The sequence below is a fragment of the Streptomyces sp. DSM 116795 genome, from assembly GCF_055792905.1.
In genome coordinates this window covers 2,261,654-2,279,641 of sequence record NZ_CM147707.1, presented here as the reverse complement: position 1 = coordinate 2,279,641, position 17,988 = coordinate 2,261,654, and the positions used below count along the sequence as shown (strand labels likewise).

The 17,988-nt window shown below is 69.9% G+C and carries 18 protein-coding genes; 10 read left to right on the top strand and 8 right to left on the bottom strand.

Going from position 1 to position 17,988, the window contains the following annotated elements; genetic code table 11:
* Nucleotides 1-103 precede the first annotated feature (103 nt).
* Together ACSMXX_RS09565 and ACSMXX_RS09560 are read right to left on the bottom strand one after the other, a co-directional pair.
* Nucleotides 104-340 carry a hypothetical protein gene (locus ACSMXX_RS09565; RefSeq protein ID WP_473184710.1) on the bottom strand — a complete coding sequence of 79 codons (237 nt, stop codon included), beginning with the start codon at nt 338-340 and terminating at the stop codon, nt 104-106.
* A gap of 104 nt (nt 341-444) precedes the next feature.
* Entirely contained in the window at nt 445-1,353 is a 909-nt protein-coding gene (locus ACSMXX_RS09560) for a LysR family transcriptional regulator (RefSeq protein WP_473183611.1), read from the bottom strand.
* A gap of 68 nt (nt 1,354-1,421) precedes the next feature.
* Between ACSMXX_RS09560 and ACSMXX_RS09555 the strand changes: the two genes are divergently transcribed.
* The 4 genes from ACSMXX_RS09555 (at nt 1,422) to ACSMXX_RS09540 (ending at nt 6,735) form a co-directional block, all read left to right on the top strand.
* Nucleotides 1,422-2,393: an EamA family transporter gene (locus ACSMXX_RS09555; RefSeq protein WP_473183610.1), complete on the top strand. Its 972-nt coding sequence runs from the start codon at nt 1,422-1,424 to the stop codon at nt 2,391-2,393.
* A gap of 9 nt (nt 2,394-2,402) precedes the next feature.
* Complete coding sequence (locus tag ACSMXX_RS09550; RefSeq protein ID WP_473183609.1) at nt 2,403-3,569, top strand: methyltransferase; 1,167 nt, start codon at nt 2,403-2,405, stop codon at nt 3,567-3,569.
* Nucleotides 3,570-3,784: 215 nt separating this feature from the next.
* Nucleotides 3,785-3,973 (top strand): hypothetical protein, encoded by a 189-nt coding sequence (locus ACSMXX_RS09545; RefSeq protein ID WP_473183608.1) that lies wholly within the window; start codon nt 3,785-3,787, stop codon nt 3,971-3,973.
* A gap of 578 nt (nt 3,974-4,551) precedes the next feature.
* Complete coding sequence (locus tag ACSMXX_RS09540) at nt 4,552-6,735, top strand: DUF1996 domain-containing protein (RefSeq protein WP_473183607.1); 2,184 nt, start codon at nt 4,552-4,554, stop codon at nt 6,733-6,735.
* A gap of 169 nt (nt 6,736-6,904) precedes the next feature.
* Here ACSMXX_RS09540 and sodN read toward each other — a convergent pair whose 3' ends face one another.
* A complete protein-coding gene (sodN, locus tag ACSMXX_RS09535; protein ID WP_028434210.1) occupies nt 6,905-7,300 on the bottom strand; it encodes a superoxide dismutase, Ni in 396 nt (131 codons plus the stop codon).
* A 170-nt stretch (nt 7,301-7,470) separates the two neighbouring features.
* On the opposite strand from sodN, the gene sodX reads away from it, so the two are divergent.
* A complete protein-coding gene (gene sodX / locus ACSMXX_RS09530; protein WP_473183606.1) occupies nt 7,471-7,920 on the top strand; it encodes a nickel-type superoxide dismutase maturation protease in 450 nt (149 codons plus the stop codon).
* Here sodX and ACSMXX_RS09525 read toward each other — a convergent pair.
* Nucleotides 7,869-8,453, bottom strand: a complete 585-nt coding sequence (locus ACSMXX_RS09525) for a CGNR zinc finger domain-containing protein (RefSeq protein WP_473183605.1) — start codon at nt 8,451-8,453, stop codon at nt 7,869-7,871. The two genes, sodX and ACSMXX_RS09525, sit on opposite strands and share 52 nt — an antisense overlap.
* 88 nt (nt 8,454-8,541) lie before the next feature.
* Between ACSMXX_RS09525 and ACSMXX_RS09520 the strand changes: the two genes are divergently transcribed.
* On the top strand, nt 8,542-9,372 hold the full coding sequence (locus ACSMXX_RS09520; RefSeq protein WP_473183604.1) for a class I SAM-dependent methyltransferase: 831 nt from the start codon (nt 8,542-8,544) through the stop codon (nt 9,370-9,372).
* Nucleotides 9,373-9,532: 160 nt separating this feature from the next.
* Here ACSMXX_RS09520 and ACSMXX_RS09515 read toward each other — a convergent pair whose 3' ends face one another.
* Complete coding sequence (locus tag ACSMXX_RS09515) at nt 9,533-10,729, bottom strand: NAD(P)-dependent malic enzyme (protein ID WP_473183603.1); 1,197 nt, start codon at nt 10,727-10,729, stop codon at nt 9,533-9,535.
* Between the two features lie 649 nt (nt 10,730-11,378).
* On the opposite strand from ACSMXX_RS09515, the gene ACSMXX_RS09510 reads away from it, so the two are divergent.
* The 4 genes from ACSMXX_RS09510 to ACSMXX_RS09495 all read left to right on the top strand — a co-directional run bounded on the left by ACSMXX_RS09510 (nt 11,379) and on the right by ACSMXX_RS09495 (nt 15,242).
* On the top strand, nt 11,379-12,335 hold the full coding sequence (locus ACSMXX_RS09510; RefSeq protein ID WP_473183602.1) for an ABC transporter substrate-binding protein: 957 nt from the start codon (nt 11,379-11,381) through the stop codon (nt 12,333-12,335).
* 125 nt (nt 12,336-12,460) lie between these two features.
* Nucleotides 12,461-13,426: an amino acid ABC transporter permease gene (locus ACSMXX_RS09505; protein ID WP_473183601.1), complete on the top strand. Its 966-nt coding sequence runs from the start codon at nt 12,461-12,463 to the stop codon at nt 13,424-13,426.
* Nucleotides 13,423-14,184 (top strand): amino acid ABC transporter ATP-binding protein, encoded by a 762-nt coding sequence (locus ACSMXX_RS09500; RefSeq protein WP_473183600.1) that lies wholly within the window; start codon nt 13,423-13,425, stop codon nt 14,182-14,184. Before ACSMXX_RS09505 ends, ACSMXX_RS09500 begins: the two co-directional genes overlap by 4 nt.
* Before the next feature lie 95 nt (nt 14,185-14,279).
* Nucleotides 14,280-15,242: a zinc-binding dehydrogenase gene (locus tag ACSMXX_RS09495; protein ID WP_473183599.1), complete on the top strand. Its 963-nt coding sequence runs from the start codon at nt 14,280-14,282 to the stop codon at nt 15,240-15,242.
* Between the two features lie 16 nt (nt 15,243-15,258).
* Here the strand turns inward: ACSMXX_RS09495 and ACSMXX_RS09490 are convergent, their stop codons facing one another.
* The 3 genes from ACSMXX_RS09490 to ACSMXX_RS09480 form a co-directional block, all read right to left on the bottom strand.
* Nucleotides 15,259-15,783 (bottom strand): DUF6624 domain-containing protein, encoded by a 525-nt coding sequence (locus ACSMXX_RS09490; RefSeq protein WP_473183598.1) that lies wholly within the window; start codon nt 15,781-15,783, stop codon nt 15,259-15,261.
* Nucleotides 15,784-16,065: 282 nt separating this feature from the next.
* Nucleotides 16,066-17,079: a PadR family transcriptional regulator gene (locus ACSMXX_RS09485; RefSeq protein WP_473183597.1), complete on the bottom strand. Its 1,014-nt coding sequence runs from the start codon at nt 17,077-17,079 to the stop codon at nt 16,066-16,068.
* Nucleotide 17,080: 1 nt separating this feature from the next.
* Complete coding sequence (locus ACSMXX_RS09480) at nt 17,081-17,896, bottom strand: DUF4097 family beta strand repeat-containing protein (RefSeq protein ID WP_473184709.1); 816 nt, start codon at nt 17,894-17,896, stop codon at nt 17,081-17,083.
* Nucleotides 17,897-17,988 lie beyond the last annotated feature (92 nt).

Below are 17,988 nucleotides of genomic sequence, written 5' to 3'. Positions count from 1 at the left end.
CCGGTACACGGCACGACCCGGCCCCCGGCCCGCGATGTGCGGCGGCCGGGGGCCGAGGGTGCCGGTGGGGCCCCGGTGGTGCCGGTGCTGCCCGTGCCGGGACTCAGTGGCCGCGCAGGAAGCCGTCCCCGTGCTGCGCGATGTGCTGCTCCAGCGCCGACATCGCCTGCTGCACCTCGGCGGAGGAGCCGCTGCCGCGCTGCTCGGCGTAGTAGGCGGCGCCCAGCCGCTTCAGCAGGTCGCTGCCCTGGCGCTGCGCCTGCACCTCTTCCACCTTCTCCTTGCCCTGCGCCAGTCCGCGCTGGGCCTGTTCCTTGGCCCTGTCGAGGAAACCCGCCATCGTTCCTGCCTCCTGTGGCTGCGTCACTTGGGACTGCGTCATCTTGGGGGCCCGGAAACCCCGTCTGTCCTTGTTCGTCTTGCTCGTCCAAACGTATGCCGTGATCAGCTGGTTCCCTGCTCATCCTCGGCCAGTACCTCCAGCGCCACTCTTACGAGCTGCGGCACGGCGGGGTGCCCCGGCCTCCCCGAACCGACGGGGCTCTCACGCCAGATGAGCATCAGCGGCACGTCGCCGGTGCCCGCGAGCGGCCGGTAGACGACGTCCGGGTGCGGGTGCATCTCGGCCGTGGCGGAGGTGGACACGCCGACGGCGTTGCCCGCCGCGATGGCCCCCAGCCAGTCGTCCGTGTTGGCGACGAGCACCGCCGAATCCGGGTCGGGGCGGATCTCCTCGGGCCACAGTTCGAGCGTCGTCAGACCGGAGACGGTGTTCAGCGCGATGGAGTGGTGTGCCAGGGACGCGAGGTTCAACGGGCCGGTGTTTGCGGCCAGTTCGCTGTCCGCGGGGACGGCCGCCACACGCGGCTCGTTGCACAGCCACTCGCCGAGGAGGCCCTCGGCCTCCCGCGGGATCAGCGGCGCACGCACGAGCGCCACGTCGACCTTGCCGCTCAGCAGGCCGGCGGTGCGCTCGTCCACGCGCAGCAGCTCCAGCGGCGTCTGCGGATAGGTCTCCTTCCAGCGGCGCAGCACGGGCGTCGTGTGCCGGCCGAACGCCGACCACGCGTGCCCGAGCCGCAGCGGCCAGGGGCGCAGCCGCGCCGGGTCGAGCGCCTCGTCGACTGCGGCGACGGCGGTGGCCGCCTTGTCCAGGAAGCGGCGTCCGTCGGTGGTCAGTTCCAGATGGTGCGTCGTACGGTCCACGAGCCGGACGCCCAGGTGCGCTTCGAGCTGGCGCAGCGTACGGGACAGGGCAGGCTGGCTCATCCGCAGCACCGCTGCCGCGGACGTCACGCTGCCCGCGTCCGCGATGGCGAGGAAGGCGCGGAGGTGACGCAGTTCGGCGGTCATGCGCACGGAGCATAGCCGCAGGCCGAGACGCATTTCACAGGCCGACGCGGTCGCCATAACGTGGGCTCATGAGCTCTGGTGACAGCAGCGCCGCGCCCGACCCGGGCCCGGCCGCGGCCCCGGTACCGCTCCCGGCCGCGCCGGCGGGCGGCGGCGCCCACGGTCCGTACGCACAGCAGGGCCACGGCCGGCCGGGTGCGGTGGCGATGGTCATCGGCAGCGCCATGTCGCTGCAGTTCGGGTCGGCTGTCGCCGCGACGCTCTTCCCGCGCGCCGGTGCGCTCGGCGTCGTCGCGCTCCGGCTGGTCTTCTCCGCCCTGCTCATGGTCGCGGTGTGCAGACCGCGGCTGCGCGGTCACTCCCGTACGGACTGGGCCGCCGTCACCGGGCTCGGTGTCGCGCTCGGCAGCATGAACACGCTCTTCTACCAGGCCATCGACCGCATCCCGCTCGGGGCCGCCGTCACCCTCGAACTGCTGGGCCCGCTGGTGCTGTCCGTCGTCGGCTCGCGCCGCCTGCTGAGCCTGCTCTGGGCGGCGCTCGCGCTGGCCGGGGTGTATCTGCTGGGAGGCAGCGGCAGCGGATTCGGCGGGATGAATCCGGCGGGCGCGGCCTTCGCGCTCGCCGCCGGCGCCATGTGGGTCGCGTACATCCTCTTCAACTCCCGTACGGGCGCCCGCTTCCCGAAGGCCGACGGCCTCGCCCTCGCGATGGTGCCGGCCGCGTTGCTCAGCGCCCCGCTGGGCGTGGCGAGCAGCGGGCGTGCGCTGCTGGACCCGGTGACGCTCGGCCTCGGCGCTGCGGTGGCGGTGCTCTCCTCGGGGGTGCCGTACACGCTGGAGCTGTTCGCCCTCCGCCGGCTGCCCGCGGCCACGTTCGCGCTGCTGATGAGCCTGATGCCGGTGGCGGCGGCGTCCGCGGGCTTCCTGGTGCTGGGGCAGCGCCTGCAGATGCTGGAGCTGGTGGCCATCGCGCTGGTCGTCGTCGCCAGCATGGGCGCGGTACGTACGCCGCCCTCCCCCCGTCCGCGGGCGCCATAGGCTGGGCCGGTGAACGAGCGCGCGCGGCAGACGGCCGTCTGGACGGAGGACGGCGGCGAACGGTCCGCACTGTGGCGTTCGGAGAGCGGCACGAGGCCGCCGCGGCACGTACGGGTCGCGGACGACCGCATGACCGCGGACGCCGCCTACAAGCTGGCCTGCGAGGGGACGGCGCTGCTGTGGCGCGGGGACTACCACGGCGCACGGCAGTTGCTGGCCGCGCTGCGCCGCCGCGTCGACCGCAAACCGCCGAAGGGCGGTGCGGACCCACGGGAGACCTTCCACCTGCACAGGCAGGCACAGTCCCGCCGCGCCCGCGTGCTGGGCATGCTGCTGGTGCCGCTCGACTCCGGTCCGGCACAGGAGGGTTACGCCGTACCGCTGCGCCGCGCCCCCGATGTACGCGAGGCGTGCGCCGAGGCGTACGGAACGCCGGGCGGCGACGCCGTGCGGTCCCTCGTGCCGCTGCGCGAGCTGCTGGGCGTCATCGGTGCGCACGAGTGGCGGCAGCGGGGCGTGCCGGTTCCCGCGCTCGGCGGCGACCGCGTGCACCCGGCGTACGGGGTCTTCGCACCGGTGCGCGGCGAGTACGTCGACCTGGTCGCCAGCACCGAACTGCCCCCGGGCGGGCTCGCGTTCGACATCGGCACCGGCACGGGCGTGCTCGGCGCGGTGCTCGCGAGACGCGGCGTCGCCCGTGTCGTCGCGACGGACCAGGATGAACGGGCGCTGGCCTGCGCCCGCGAGAACACCGAACGGCTGGGTGTCTCCGGGCAGGTGACTGTCGTCGCGGCGGATCTCTTCCCGCCGGGCGGTGAACGCGCCTCGCTCGCGGTCTGCAACCCGCCCTGGCTGCCCGCGAAGCCGACCTCGCCGCTGGAGCACGCCGTGTACGACCCCGGCAGCCGCATGCTCCGCGGCTTCCTCTCCGGGCTGGCGGAGCGGCTGACCCCGGACGGCGAAGGCTGGCTGGTCCTCTCCGACCTCGCCGAGCACCTTCAGCTCCGTACGCGCGAGGAACTGCTCGGCTGGATCGACGCGGCGGGCCTCTCCGTCGCCGGGCGCGAGGACGTCCGCCCCCGGCACCCGCGCTCCGCCGACTTGTCCGACCCGCTGCACGAGGCACGGGCTGCGGAGGTCACTTCGCTGTGGCGCCTGAGGCGCACCGGTTCCTGACGTCCGCCGGGGGGGGGCGGGGCGTCGCCGCGAGGTCCGGTCCGGTCCGGTCCCGGGAACCGGCCGGCGCGGACTGCGGATTCGGGGTGCCATGGGCTGTGTTCACCGGTTCACCGCGATGGGCCTGACCACTGCCGCACTGAACGCGCTCACCGTCACCGAATACGGCTTTCAAGGGAACATGCAGCCGCCTTTGTGGCTTTTTGTTGACGCCCATGGCAATAGCGGTGTTCCGCAATGGGGGAAATCGCGTCGGTGATCTTGGGGGCGTTGTCGGCGATGTGGCAGTTGCCGGTGAAATTTCTATCTGTTCGACTTCGGGCCCAGCGGCGCAAGCGCAGTTCTTTTTGATTGCCCACGAAGTTCATACCGTGACCATTGTCATGATCTACTTCTTCGACTGAGCGGGAGGCGCGGCGATCATCGCCGTCGCTGTGCAGGGTTTGTCTCCGGGGGGACCACGGCCTCACCTCGCGGGAATCTCTGACCAATTCACCGCAAATCTGCTCCAACACCGTTCAATCCACTCGGTGGTGCGCCCAGCGGAACGGAGGGCGACAGCACGGGAGCGTTCGCAGCCACAACAACTTGTTCCATCGGTACGAGATTGCCATCCTCGCGGACCGGCTGCGCTAGGCTCAGGGCCGTCTTTAGGCCTCGTTGGCCTAGGCCTTGTACGCGATCAGACCCGCAATTCAATGGTGTTGTCGTTGGCGACCGGGCCAACGCCTTTTCCTCGATCACCTCACAGTCCTGGAGGACTCCGGGCTCGTGGATTTCGAGGCGCTGAATGACGCGAAATGAGTGGAGTGAAGTCAATATGAGGAGAAAGGGCCACAGACGCTCGCGCACAGCGAACAAAACGATAGCGATCGTCGCAGCGCTGGTGTTCGGCGGTGGTGGTGCAGTGGCGGTAGGTGTGAGCGCCTTCGCTGGGTCGAGCGACCCCGCTCCTGCCGCGAGCACGATCGACTGTCCTGATGTGAGCCTTGCACTGGGCCAGGTACCCGAGGGCGCCAAGGAGCCCGTGGGTCAGAAGCTCGCCACTCTGGATCAGCAGGTCGCGCAGGCTTACGGTCAGTGGAACTCCCAGGAGCAGAGCTCCGAGGAGGCCCTCGGCGAGCTGAACCAGCAGCGCGCGGAGACCATCCAGAGCATGGGTCAGGACATCCAGAACGCCGGCGGCGAAGCCCCCGGTGACATGGAGTCCATGGCCCAGTGCCAGATGATGCAGGACCAGGCCACCCAGGAGGGCCAGGAGGGCGGAGGCGAAGACGGGCAGCAGGTTCAGGGCCCGGTCGCCGAGGACTTCGTCAACATCGAAGACGTCGAGCCCAACGCCTCCAAGGAGGAGGACCCGGGCGGCAGTTTCGAGACGAAGTGCGGCAACAACGAGGAAGAGCACTTCAACTCGGACAACGTGATCGCCGCTCCCGGTGTTCTGAACGGCGCCCACCACGTGCACGACTACGTGGGCAACGAGGACACCAACCAGGCCTCCAGCGACGAGTCTCTCGCCGCAGCCCGCACCACCTGCGCCAAGGGCGACCAGTCGACGCACTACTGGCCCGTGATCCGTTCACTGGACGGCAACGAGGACCAGCGGGGCGCCGTGCAGGAGGGCGACGTCCAGGAGCAACAGCAGGGCGACCAGGGCCAGGAGGAACAGCCCCAGGGCCAGCGGACCGGTGAAGACGCCGGTCAGGACCAGGGCCAGGACCAGGGTCAGGAACAGCCCCCGGCCGAGGAACAGCCCCCGGCTGAAGGCGAAGACCAGGGCCAGGAACAGCCCCCGGCCGAGGACCAGGGTCAGGAACAGCCCCCCGCTGAGGACCAGGGCCAGGACCAGGGCCAGGAGCAGCCTCCGGAGGAGGGCGAGGACCAGGGTCAGGAACAGCCTCCGGAGGAGGGCCAGGACCAGGGTCAGGAACAGCCCCCGGAGGAGGGCCAGGACCAGGGCCAGGGTGAGGGCGAAGAGGAAGAGCAGGTGGGTGGCGGCGAAGGTGCCGAAGCCCAGGTCGGCGACGGTGGGGCCAACGACCTCAACGTCGGCAGCATCCTCCAGCCTGACCCCGAGCTGAAGTTCACGTCCGGCGGTGCCGACCAGGTCGTCGAGATGCCGCGCTTCCTGCGCATCATCACCGGTGACGCCAAGGCCTTCACCAACGGCGACGCGAACGCCAACGCGTCCTGGAGCTGCGAAGGCTTCGAGGACCGTCAGCTCGAGGAGCAGTACCCGATCTGCCCCGAGGGCAGCGCCACGATCCGTACGTTCAACTTCCAGAACTGCTGGGACGGTCAGAACACGGACAGCGGTAACCACCGGGACCACATGGCGTTCTCGGACGACCAGGGCAACTGCCCCGAGGGCTTCCAGAACGTCCCGCAGCTGCAGCAGACGATCAAGTACGACATCCCTCAGCAGAACTTGCTGAATGCTGACACACCGTTCGCGGTGGACTCCTTCCCGGAGCAGCTGCACAAGCCCATCACCGACCACAGCGACTTCATCAACGTCATGCCCGAGGACCTGATGAAGGAAGCCGTGGACTGCATCAACGACAACAAGGAGTGCCCCAGCGAAGGCAACGAGACGGGCGACGGAGAGGGAACTGACTCGAAGCCTGAGTCGCCTTCGAAGCCGGACGACTCCACCCCGTCGGACTCGAAGCCGGACTCGGGCTCGAAGCCGGACTCGGGCTCGAAGCCGGACTCGGGCTCCAAGCCGGACTCGGACTCGAAGCCGGACTCGGGCTCCAAGCCGGACTCCGACTCGAAGCCGGACGACTCCGCGCCGTCGGCCGACAAGCAGGATGAGCCGGCCTCGAAGTCGGGTTCGGGGTCGGACTCGAAGTCGGACGAGTCCACTTCCTCGGACGAGAACCGGGATGAGCCGGCCTCGAAGTCAGCCTCCAAGTCTGACTCCAAGTCGGGCTCGGGGTCGGACTCGGAGTCGGAAGACTCCACCTCCTCGGTCGACAACCGGGACGATCCGTCCTCGGCGCCGGACCGGTCGACCCAGCTGGCGAAGGGTCAGGACAGTGACCTCCCGGTCACCGGCTCCAGCACCCCGGTCGGTCTGATCGTCGGGATCGCCGCCGCAGTTGTGGCTGCCGGCAGTGCCCAGGTGTGGTGGCTGCGCCGCCGGAGCGCCTTCCGGCGCTGACGCGTCGTGACCCGTCGGCTGTGAAAGCCCAGGTCCCGTACTCGCTCGTGGTGAGCGGGTACGGGACCTGGTGTGTTTCAAGGGAACGCTCTGTCGCACATGCGGCCCGGCGAGGCCGGGTGCGGACAGGCGCACCGAACGGCCAAGGAGGCCGCGGGGCTTGAGACGTTCAGCCCTTCTTCGTCTCCCAGAAGATCTTGTCGATCTGGGCGATGTAGTCCAGGGCCTTCTGGCCCGTGGCCGGGTCGGTCGAGCCCTTGGCCGTCGAGAGCGCCTTGAGGGTCTCGTTGACCAGCTGGTGCAGGTCCGGGTACTTCTCGAAGTGCGGGGGCTTGAAGTAGTCGCTCCACAGCACCGAGACGTGGTGTTTGGCCAGCTCGGCCCGCTCCTCCTTGATCGTGGTGGCACGAGCGCGGTAGTGCGGGTCGTCGTTGGCCTGGTACTTCTCCTGGATGGCCTTGACCGACTCCGCCTCGATGCGGGCCTGCGCCGGGTCGTAGACACCGCAGGGCAGGTCGCAGTGGGCGCTGACCTTGACCGTGGGCGCGAACAGACGGGAAAGCATAGAGCCGTCCTTCCTCGTGATCGTCTTCTCACCTGTGAGATTACTCCGTAGGGGAGGCCTTTTCGCGTGTGCCCCCTGGGGCTTAGGACAAAAGTCCAGTGCGGGGTGACCGTGAAGACGGGCGACGATGTGAGAAGTCGCCGGAGTACGGACAGCGAAGGAGCGGAGCCTTGAGCGGGTTGCTGAAACGGATCGGTCTCGCCGAGGTCTACAACCCGTCGATGCTGCCGCTGCTCCGGCCCGGTGACCGCCTGGTGGTGAAGTACGGCTCGCGCGTGCGCCCCGGCGCGGTCGTGGTGCTGCGGCATCCGCTCCAGCACGACCTGCTCATCGTCAAACGGGCCGTGGAGCGCCGTTCGGGTGGCTGGTGGGTGGTCGGTGACAATCCGCGGGTGCGCAATGACAGCCGGGAGTTCGGCGCCGTACCGGACGACTTGGTGGTCGCCCGGGTGTGGGTGCGGCTGCGGCCGCCGCGGGGTCCGCAGAGCCGCCTGCGGCCCGTGCTGCTGTGGGTGCTCTCCGCGGTACGGCCACTTCCGGCGCTGCGGGCGGCCCGCTCCGGACCGGCCTATGTGCCGTCGTTGCTGTCCTGGCTCGCCAGGCGCTTGCGGGCGCGGTAGGCGGCGACGTTGGCGCGGGTGGCGCAGCGGTCGGAGCAGTAGCGGCGGGAGCGGTTCGTCGAGGTGTCCAGGTAGGCCTTGCTGCACGGCGCGGCCTGGCAGACGCCGAGCCGGTCCACGCCGAGGTCGGTGAGATGGAAGGCGAGCCCCATGCAGGCGGTGGCGGTGTAGCCCGCCGCCGCCGTGACGGGGTGCTCGGCGAGGTGCATGTGCCAGCGGGGGCGTCCGTCGTCGGCGAGGTCGCCGTGGCCGCTGATCTGAGGGCTGGTGGGGAATTCCATGAGCAGCGAGTTGAGCAGGTCCACGGCCCTGGTGCCGTCGCCTTCGGAGGCGGCGCTGAAGACGGCGCGCAGCCGTGTCCGCACGGCCCGCAGCCGGCCCACGTCGGCGTCCGTGGCCCGGCGGGCCATCTGCCGGTTGGCGTCGCACAGTTCCCGTACGGCTTCGACGGACGTGAGGGTGTCCTCGCCGCGCTCGGGCTGCTCGGTGTTGACCAGGCGCACCGCCAAGTCCGAGTAATGGTTCAGTTCCACTTGTGGTCCTTACGGCTGCTGGTCTATCGTCGGCCGTGTCCGGTAATGAGCAGGTTCGGTCTGAGGGTATTACATACGGGAGGACGGCGTGGCTGCGTACAGGGACGGCGTGGACACCGCGGGTGCTGAAGCGGACTGGCAGGCGTGGCAGGAGAGTTGGGACCGGCAGCAGGAGTTCTACCTGCCGGACCGCGAGGAGCGCTTCCGGGTCATGCTCGACATGACCGAGGCGCTTGCCGTGTCCGGCGGCCCATCGGGCACCGGGGACGGCACCGGCCCGGCCGTGCTCGACCTGGCCTGCGGCACCGGGAGCATCTCGCGGCGGCTGCTGGAGCGTCTGCCGGGGGCGCGCTCCACCGGGGTCGATCTCGACCCGGCCCTGCTCACCATCGCGCGCGGGCACTTCGCGGGCGACGGACGGGTGGAGTTCGTCAGCGCGGACCTGACCGACCCGCAGTGGACGCGGAAGCTCCCGCACCGCTCGTACGACGCCGTGCTGACCGCCACCGCCCTGCACTGGCTGCGTACGGAGCAACTCGGCGTGCTCTACGGGCAGATCGCGGGAGTGCTGCGCGACGGCGGCGTCTTCATGAACGCCGACCACATGCCGGACGGGACCACGCCCCGCATCAGTGAGGCGGCGCACGCCGCGGACCGGGCGCGCCGCGAGAGGGCCGCCGGTACGCCGGGGACGCGGGACTGGATTGCCTGGTGGGACGAGCTGTCCCGGGAGCCCGCGGTGGCGGACGCGGTCGCCGAGCGCTTCCGTATCATCGGCAACCCGCTCACCGGCGACCATTCGGACGGCGAGGTGCAGTCCGCGGCCCGCCACGTCGAACTGCTGCGCGCCGCGGGCTTCGCGGAGGCGCGGACGGTGTGGAGCTCGCCCCTCGACGGGCTCGTGCTGGGTCTGAGGTAGCCGCTCCCGACGGCGCCTGCGGACAGCCGCCGGCGGGGAGGCTCCGTAAGCACGTGAGGGCGGTACGGGCACGTTCTGCCCGTACCGCCCTCACTGCCGGTCCACTGCGGTCGACTGCCGGCGGACTGCCACTGCCGTTCCGCGCCGGGCGCCAGCCCGGTCAGCGGCGCGCGACGCCTTCCGCGCGAGCGGCCGCGGCGACCGCGGACGTCACGGCCGGGGCGACCCGCTCGTCGAACGGTGAGGGGATGACGCAGTCGGCGCTCAACTCCTCGGAGACCACGGCCGCGAGGGCCTCGGCCGCCGCGAGCTTCATGCCCTCGGTGATGTCGGTCGCGCGCACCTGCAGGGCCCCCGCGAAGACGCCGGGGAAGGCGAGCACGTTGTTGATCTGGTTCGGGTAGTCGCTCCGGCCCGTGGCCACGACCGCCGCGTACTTCGAGGCGACGTCCGGGTGGATCTCCGGGTTCGGGTTGGCCATGGCGAAGACGAAGGAGTCCTCGGCGAGCGTGGCCACGGCCTCCTCCGGGACGGTGCCGCCGCTGACGCCGATGAAGACGTCCGCGCCGGCCATCACCGACTCGAGCGAGCCGGTGCGCCCCTCCTTGTTGGTGAACTGCGCCAACTCGCGCTTGACGTCGGTCAGATCGTCGCGGTTCGGGGAGACGACGCCCTTGCGGTCGCACACGACGATGTCGCTGACACCCGCCTCCACGAGGATCTTGGCGATGGCGAAACCCGCCGCGCCGGCACCCGAGATGACCGTACGCAGCTCGCCGAGCGGCCGCCCGGTCAGCAGCGCGGCGTTGCGGAGCGCCGCGAGCGTGACGATGGCCGTGCCGTGCTGGTCGTCGTGGAAGACCGGGACATCAAGGCGCTCCTTGAGCTTGGCCTCGATCTCGAAGCACCTGGGCGCCGCGATGTCCTCCAGGTTGACGCCTCCGAAGGACGGTGCGAGACGCGCGACGGTCTCCACGATCTCGTCCGTCTCGCGGCAGTCCAGCGCGACGGGGAACGCGTCCACGCCGCCGAACTGCTTGAAGAGGATGCACTTGCCCTCCATCACCGGGAGGGACGCCTCCGCGCCGATGTCACCCAGCCCCAGCACCGCACTGCCGTCCGTGACGACGGCCACCACCTGGGACTTCCAGGTGTAGTCCGCGACGAGCTCCGGCTGGCGTGCGATGGCGCTGCAGACCTTGGCGACGCCGGGTGTGTACGCGAGGGACAGTTCGTCCGCGTCGCGCACCGGGACGGTCGCCTGCACGGCCATCTTTCCCCCGCGGTGCAGGGCGAAGGCCGGATCGATCAGGTCCTCGTCCAGCCCGTCCTTCGAATTGACGATCTCCGCTGCCACTTGTCGAACCCCTTTGTCGAAAAACCTTTGTGAGAGTGGCCGCTCCCTGGTTGAGGAACGGGCGGGCAACCACGTCCGCCGGCCGCCGGCCCCTGAGCCCGGTAGGGGCCCGGGCAAGGCCCTGGGGGAGTGTCCCCCAGGCCGTGAGGCCCAGTGGGAGGAAGAGCGAACGCCGGGCGCGCCGCACACGCGCCCCGGGTCCCCGGGTGAGGGGTGTAATCGACCTTTGTACCTGACGAAGGCCGTAGGTCACGACCCGCTTTCGCCATGACCAGCAGCCGGCAACCGGACATTAGCCCACAGAACAGCCGGAAGGTGTCCGGGAGGCGGGGATACCGCGACCTCAACGGGGCTGTGGGTGAAGGGTCTTCGGCGGAGCCCGCGTATGTGCCGAAGGTCTCCTGCCGCAAGACGCGAGGTCCGCTGCCGAACGGAGTGCGACGCCCCGTACGCGACGAGTGAGTGCCCTGTATCCGGAACCCGGCCTCCGTTATCCGATTTTGACTCGCGAGTCCTCGGTAACCGCTCGAACGGATGGCAGGATTTCCACCATCCACCGGCAGTCCACCGGCAGCACCCTTCGCGCGGTCGCGACACCCGAAGGTGTGTGCACGGTCGGCCGCTCCCTCATCCGCAGGAGGATCCCGCAATGACCGCACGCAACCCCCGACGCCCGGCCGCCGTGCGCAGCCGGCGCGCTCGTATAGCCGCGCCCGTAGCCGTTGCGGTCACCGGCGCTCTGCTGCTGGCCGGCTGCGGCGACCAGACGGACTCCGCGAGCGGCGGAGCGGACACGCAGGGCTCCAAGGCCCCGCTGTTCGACAAGCTGCCGAAGAAGATCCAGAAGGCGGGCGTCGTCAAGGTCGGCACGGATGCCGCGTACAAGCCGATGGAGTACAAGGACGGGCAGGAGATCGTCGGGCTCGACCCCGACCTCGCGAAGGCGCTCGGCAAGCAGCTCGGTGTGCGGTTCGAGTTCACCAACGGCACCTTCGACGGGCTGATCACCTCCATGCAGACCGGCCGCTTCGACATGATCATGTCGTCGATGACGGACACCAAGGACCGGCAGGAGGGCCTGGACGACCAGGGCAAGAAGGTCGGCAAGGGCGTCGACTTCGTCGACTACCTCACTGCGGGCTCCTCGATCCTGGTCAAGAAGGGCAACCCGGAGAACATCAAGACGGTCGAGGAGCTGTGCGGGAAGAAGGTCGCGACGCAGCGCGGCACCACCTCGCACGAGATCCTCAAGAAGCAGATCGACAAGTGCAAGAAGAACCGTGAACGGCCGCTGACGATCGAGCCGTTCGACAACGACGACGAGGCGCGCGTACGGCTGAAGGCCGGCGGCGTCGTCGCCGACATCTCCGACTTCCCCGTCGCCGCCAACGCCGCCAAGAGCGGCAACGACTTCGAGGTCGTCGGTGAGCAGATGGAGTCCGCGCCGTACGGCATGGCCGTCTCCAAGGGCAACGACAAGCTCAGCGGCGCCCTCAAGGAAGCCCTCGCGAAGATCATCGAGGACGGCTCCTACGAGAAGGCGCTCAAGAAGTGGGGCGTCGAGGACGGCGCAATCGACGAGGCGAAGATCAACAGCGGCACCTGAGCCGCGCCGCGCAGGCCGGCCCGCACACCCGCGGCCGGCCTGCCGCGCGCGGCCGCACTCATGACCGCTCTCCCCGACGGGGCGCCCCGCGACGTGCCCCCACCGAACGACAGGCAGCAGCATCCATGACCGCTCCCCCCGGCAAGGCACCCAGCGACGTGCCGCCACCGACCGCCACGGCACCCGAGGCGATCAAGGCGATACCCGTGCGGCACTACGGCCGCTACGTCTCCGCCGTCGTCGTCATCGGGCTCCTCCTGCTCATCGTCAAGGCCTTCGCGGAAGCGGACCTGACGTGGGGCTCGGTCGGCGACTTCTTCTTCAACGACCAGATCATGGAGGGCGTCAAGAACACCCTCGTGGTCAGCGTCCTGTCCATGCTGATGGGCCTGGTGCTCGGCATCGTGCTGGCCGTGATGCGGATGTCGAAGAACCCGGTCACCAACTCGGTGGCCTGGGGCTACATCTGGTTCTTCCGCGGCACGCCGGTCTATGTGCAGCTGCTGCTGTGGTTCAACCTCGCGCTGATCTTCCCCACGCTGAATCTCGGCCCCCTCTACAAGGACGAGATGACGGACGTCATGACGCCGTTCATGGCAGCGCTGCTGGGACTCGGCCTCAACGAGGCCGCGTACATGGCGGAGATCTGCCGCGCCGGCATCCAGTCCGTGGACGAGGGGCAGACCGAGGCCTCGCAGGCGCTCGGCATGACCCACGCGCAGAACATGCGCCGCATCGTGCTGCCGCAGGCGATGCGCGTCATCGTCCCGCCCACCGGCAACGAGTTCATCAATCTGCTGAAGACCTCGGCGCTCTGTGCCGTCGTTCAGTACGAGGAAGTGCTGCGCAAGGCGCAGAACATCGGCAACAACTCCGGCGCCGTCGTCGAGATGCTGTTCGTGGCGACGATCTGGTTCCTCGTGATCACGACGGTCTTCAGCATCGGGCAGTTCTACCTGGAACGTCACTACGCGCGTGGTTCGTCCCGGCAGCTGCCCGCGACACCCTGGCAGCGGGCGCGGCAGCTGGTGTTCACCTTCAGCCGTGGTACGGGAGCGGGCTCCGGCCCAGGAGCGGGAGGCGCCGCATGAACGCGATGGTGAAGTCGGAGAAGGTGCACAAGTCCTTCGGCCCGGTCGAGGTGCTCAAGGGCATCGACCTGGAGGTGGCGCCGCGCGAGGTGTTCTGCATCGTCGGGCCGTCCGGATCGGGCAAGTCGACGTTCCTGCGGTGCATCAACCACCTGGAGAAGATCAACGCCGGACGGCTGTACGTCGACGGGACCCTCGTCGGCTACCGCGAGCACGGCAACAAGCTCTACGAGCTGCGCGACCGCGAGGTGGCGGCGCAGCGCCGCGACATCGGCATGGTCTTCCAGCGCTTCAACCTCTTCCCGCACATGACCGCGGTGGAGAACGTCATGGAGGCCCCGGTCCTCGTCAAGGGCGAGACGAAGGCGAAGGCGCAGGAACGCGCCCGCGCCCTGCTCGACCGCGTCGGCCTCGGCGAGAAGCGCGACAGCTACCCGGCGCAGCTCTCCGGCGGGCAGCAGCAGCGCGTCGCCATCGCCCGTGCGCTGGCGATGGAGCCGAAGCTGATGCTCTTCGACGAGCCGACTTCCGCGCTCGACCCGGAGCTGGTGGGCGAGGTGCTGGACGTGATGCGAGACCTGGCCCAGGACGGTATGACGATGATCGTCGTCACGCACGAGATGGGCTTCGCGCGTGAGGTCGGCGACTCGCTCGTCTTCATGGACGACGGTGTCGTCGTGGAGTCCGGTAATCCGCGGGACGTGCTGAACAACCCGCAGCACGAGCGGACGAAGTCCTTCCTCTCCAAGGTTCTCTAGCACCGACGCCGCGCCCGTGGGCGTGCCGTGAGATCTGTCGCGTCGCGGGGCGGAGGGCTGGCTGGTCACCGCCCCGTGGGGATACCGTCCGGATCATGTTTGCTGCATACGCCGCGCGCATCGACAAGGACCAACCGCTCGACGGTCTGGAGCTGGGCGACCGCCCGGATCCCGCCGTCCCGGACCGCTGGACGACCGTCGACGTCAAGGCGGCGTCGCTCAACCACCACGACCTGTGGTCGCTGCGGGGCGTCGGCCTCGGCGAGGACTCGCTTCCGATGATCCTCGGCTGCGACGCCGCGGGCGTCGACGCCGACGGCAACGAAGTGGTCCTCCACTCGGTCATCGGCGCCACCGGGCACGGCGTCGGACCGCGTGAGCCGCGGACCTTGCTGACGGAGAAGTACCAGGGCACCTTCGCGGAGCGCGTCGCCGTACCGTCGTGGAACGTGCTGCCCAAGCCGAAGGAGCTCTCCTTCGAGGAGGCCGCCTGCCTGCCGACGGCCTGGCTGACCGCCTACCGGATGCTCTTCACCAACGCGGGCGTACGCCCCGGCGACAGCGTGCTCGTACAGGGCGCGGGCGGCGGTGTCGCGACCGCCGCGATCGTGCTCGGCGCCGCCGCCGGTCTACGGGTCTTCGCCACCAGCCGGCACGAGGACAAGCGCAAGCGCGCCGTCGAACTCGGCGCGGAGGCCGCCGTGGAGACGGGTACGAGGCTGCCGCAGCGCGTCGACGCCGTACTGGAGACCGTGGGCGCCGCCACCTGGTCGCACTCCCTGAAGTCACTCAAGCCCGGCGGAACCGTCGTCATCTCGGGTGCCACCAGCGGGCCCAACCCGCCCGCCACGGAGCTCAACCGGGTCTTCTTCCTCGAACTGAAGGTCGTCGGCTCGACGATGGGCAGCAAGGAGGAGCTCTCCTCCCTGCTGGACTTCTGCGCGGCCAAGGGCGTCCGCCCCGTCATCGACTCGACGCTGCCGCTGGACCGCGCCCGCGAGGGCTTCGTGAAGATGGCCGAGGGCGACCTGTTCGGCAAGGTCGTGCTGACGGTCTGAGGGCGGGCCCGTCCCCTCACTCGGCGCCCGGGGTCGTGTGCTGTGCAGTGGGCGCGTGCTGTGCGGTGTAGGCCTCGAACGGCTCGATGCCCACCTCCGCACGGCGCTCGTCCAGCCGTTCCGGCTCCTCGCATGGCCACGGCACGGGGGCGCCGTCCCGTACACCCGCGATCTGTGTGCCGTAGCGCTGCTCGCGCCCTTCGTTGACGTACGTACGGTCGCGGAGGAAGGCGAGTTGTGCAGGGCTCGCCCCACCCGCCTCCACGACGCGCTCCATGAGTGCCAATGCTCTCCGCTGCACGTCCAGTTGACGGTCGGCGTGCTGTGCGATCAGCCAGGCGGCGCGGGCCGCCTCCGCGCCGACCAGCGCCGCCGTGGGCCAGCCGTGCTCCGCCATGATCGCGTTCAGCCGGTCGCCGTGCCGAGCGGTCAGCCGGCGCCAGGCGAGCTGGTCGGCGTAGTCGTCGCTGAGGGCCACGGAGGAGGCCTCGTGATCCGCTTCCGCCATGCGTTTCAGTTCGTCTGCCAGTTCGGTGTGCATCCGTCCCCCGCTCCCTGTGGTGGCTGTTGGTGTTTGTCCGTACGGCTCACGGGTCATCACGGTAGGCGAGCGGGCGGCCACAAAGATCATCTTCGAGAACGGTGACACGCGGGCCTGTGCGCAGGGACAATGGGAGTTGTGCTCGGACGGATGGCGGGCGTTTCGGCCTACGGGCGCAGGTCCGAGGCGAAGCTGTCGAAGACGATCGAGTTGCCCGAGCCGCAGGGGTTCGAGCTGGACACCGGGCTGTTCTGAGCGGCGGAACCAGGCCGGTGCCCGGCGTCATTCGGCGGCGCCGTCGGGTTCCGCGTCGTCGCAGGCGTCCGGGTCGCGCAGGAGGGCGCCCAAGTGGGCGGCCGTGGTGGCGAGTCGGCGGCGGACCTCGCGGAGCTGGTGGTCGCTCACGCCGTGATCGCGTGCCGCGTCCCGTACGTCGTCACGGAAGTGGTCCAGGAGGCGCTCCAGGTCCCGTTCCGGATCGTCGCTGGGGCCGTCGTCCTCCTTGGCCCAGGCGGGGTGCGCGGCTTCGCCCTCTGACGGCGGCTCCTGGCGCAGATACGGGAACCAGGGCGTGACCTGCTCGGTGAGGCGGCCCAAGTTCCCCATTTCACGGGTCAGTTGGGACATGCCTTCGCGGACCGCGCCCGGCCAGTCGCCGGACTTCGCCCGCGACTGGACCTGGTCCTGCACCTGCCGCGCGATGCGCTGGACCTCTTCGACGGCGGCCGCGCGTGCCTGGGCCTCCTTCGCCTGGCGCTTGGCCTGCTGCGTCTCCCGCCAGGCGCGGCGGGCCTGTTCCTTCCACTCCTCCTTGGCCCGCTTCATCTCCTCCTTCGCCTGCTGCCACGCCTCCTTGTCGGCGGCGCCCGCACGGGCCCGGGCCCTGCCCGCGGATCCGGACTCCTTACGCGTACGGCGGGCCTGTTCGCGCAGCTCGTGCCGCAGGTCGCGGGCGGAGCCGCTGACGTCTTCGCGGATGTCCGCGGCCAGTGCCGTCAGGGAGGCGCTGATCTCGACCTCCAGCTCCGCCAACTCCTCCTCGCGCTCGGCGAGTTCGGCGCGTCCGGCGTCGGTGATCGAGTAGACCTTGCGGCCGCCGCCCTCGGTGGTGTGGCTGACCAGCCCCTCCGCCTCCAGCTTGGCGAGGCGCGGGTAGACGGTGCCGGCCGACGGTGCGTACAGGCCCTGGAAGCGCTCCTCCAGCAGCCGGATCACCTCGTACCCGTGCCGTGGTGCCTCCTCCAGCAGCTTGAGCAGATAGAGGCGGAGACGGCCGTGGGCGAAGACGGGAGACATGTCAGGCGTCCTTGCTGAGGAGGAGGTCGTCGTCGTGGAGCGGTTCCGCGCGCCGCAGGAGGGCGATGGAGCCCGAGACGCTGTCGGCGCGGAGACGGCCGCTGCCGGTGCCCAGGGTGCCCGTCAGCTTCTTCGCGCCCCACAGTCCTTCGACCTTCAGCTCGTCGAACGCGCTCGAGACGGCGCCGCTCGCGGTGTTCGCCTCCACGGTGGCGTCGACGGGGTGGGACAGGCGGAGGGCGACCTCGCCGGAGACGGTGCCGAGAGCGATGTCCGTCTCCACGTCGCTGCCCCCGGTGTCGAGGTCGAGGATCATGGAGCCGCTGACCGAGTCGGCCTTCACGGCCGACCGGCCGTCCATGACCGTCAGGTCGCCGGAGACGGAGTTGAAGCCGATCCTTCCGCTGAGGCCCTGGGTCTCGACGTTGCCGGAGACGGTCTCGGCGCGGACGGGCCCGTCGATCCCGACGAGCGTGGTGTCGCCGCTGACCCCGCGTACGTCCGTACGCGCGGCGATGCCCGAGACGAAGGCGCCGGCGCTGACGACGCCGACCGAGAGACGCACGTCGGAGGGCACCGACACCGAGACGACCGCGTGCCGGTTCCAGCCCTTGCGGTCCAGCCACTTGAGGAAGCCCTTCCAGGGCACGTCCTCGTAGGCGATCACGAGTTCGCCGTCCTCGAGCGTCACCAGGAGCGGTGGCCCCTTCACCTCGCTGATCTCGACCCGGGTGCCGGGGGCGTCGCTGCCGACGACGTTGACGCTGCCGCCGACGATGCGGACCTGGAGCGATTCGATGCGGTCGTCGATCTCCATCGTCTGCGGTTCGGAGATCGGCCACGAGGAGCGTTCGGACACGGCGGCCTCCCGGATAGGCGTACGGCGGCGGCGAGCGGGACACGGCGGCA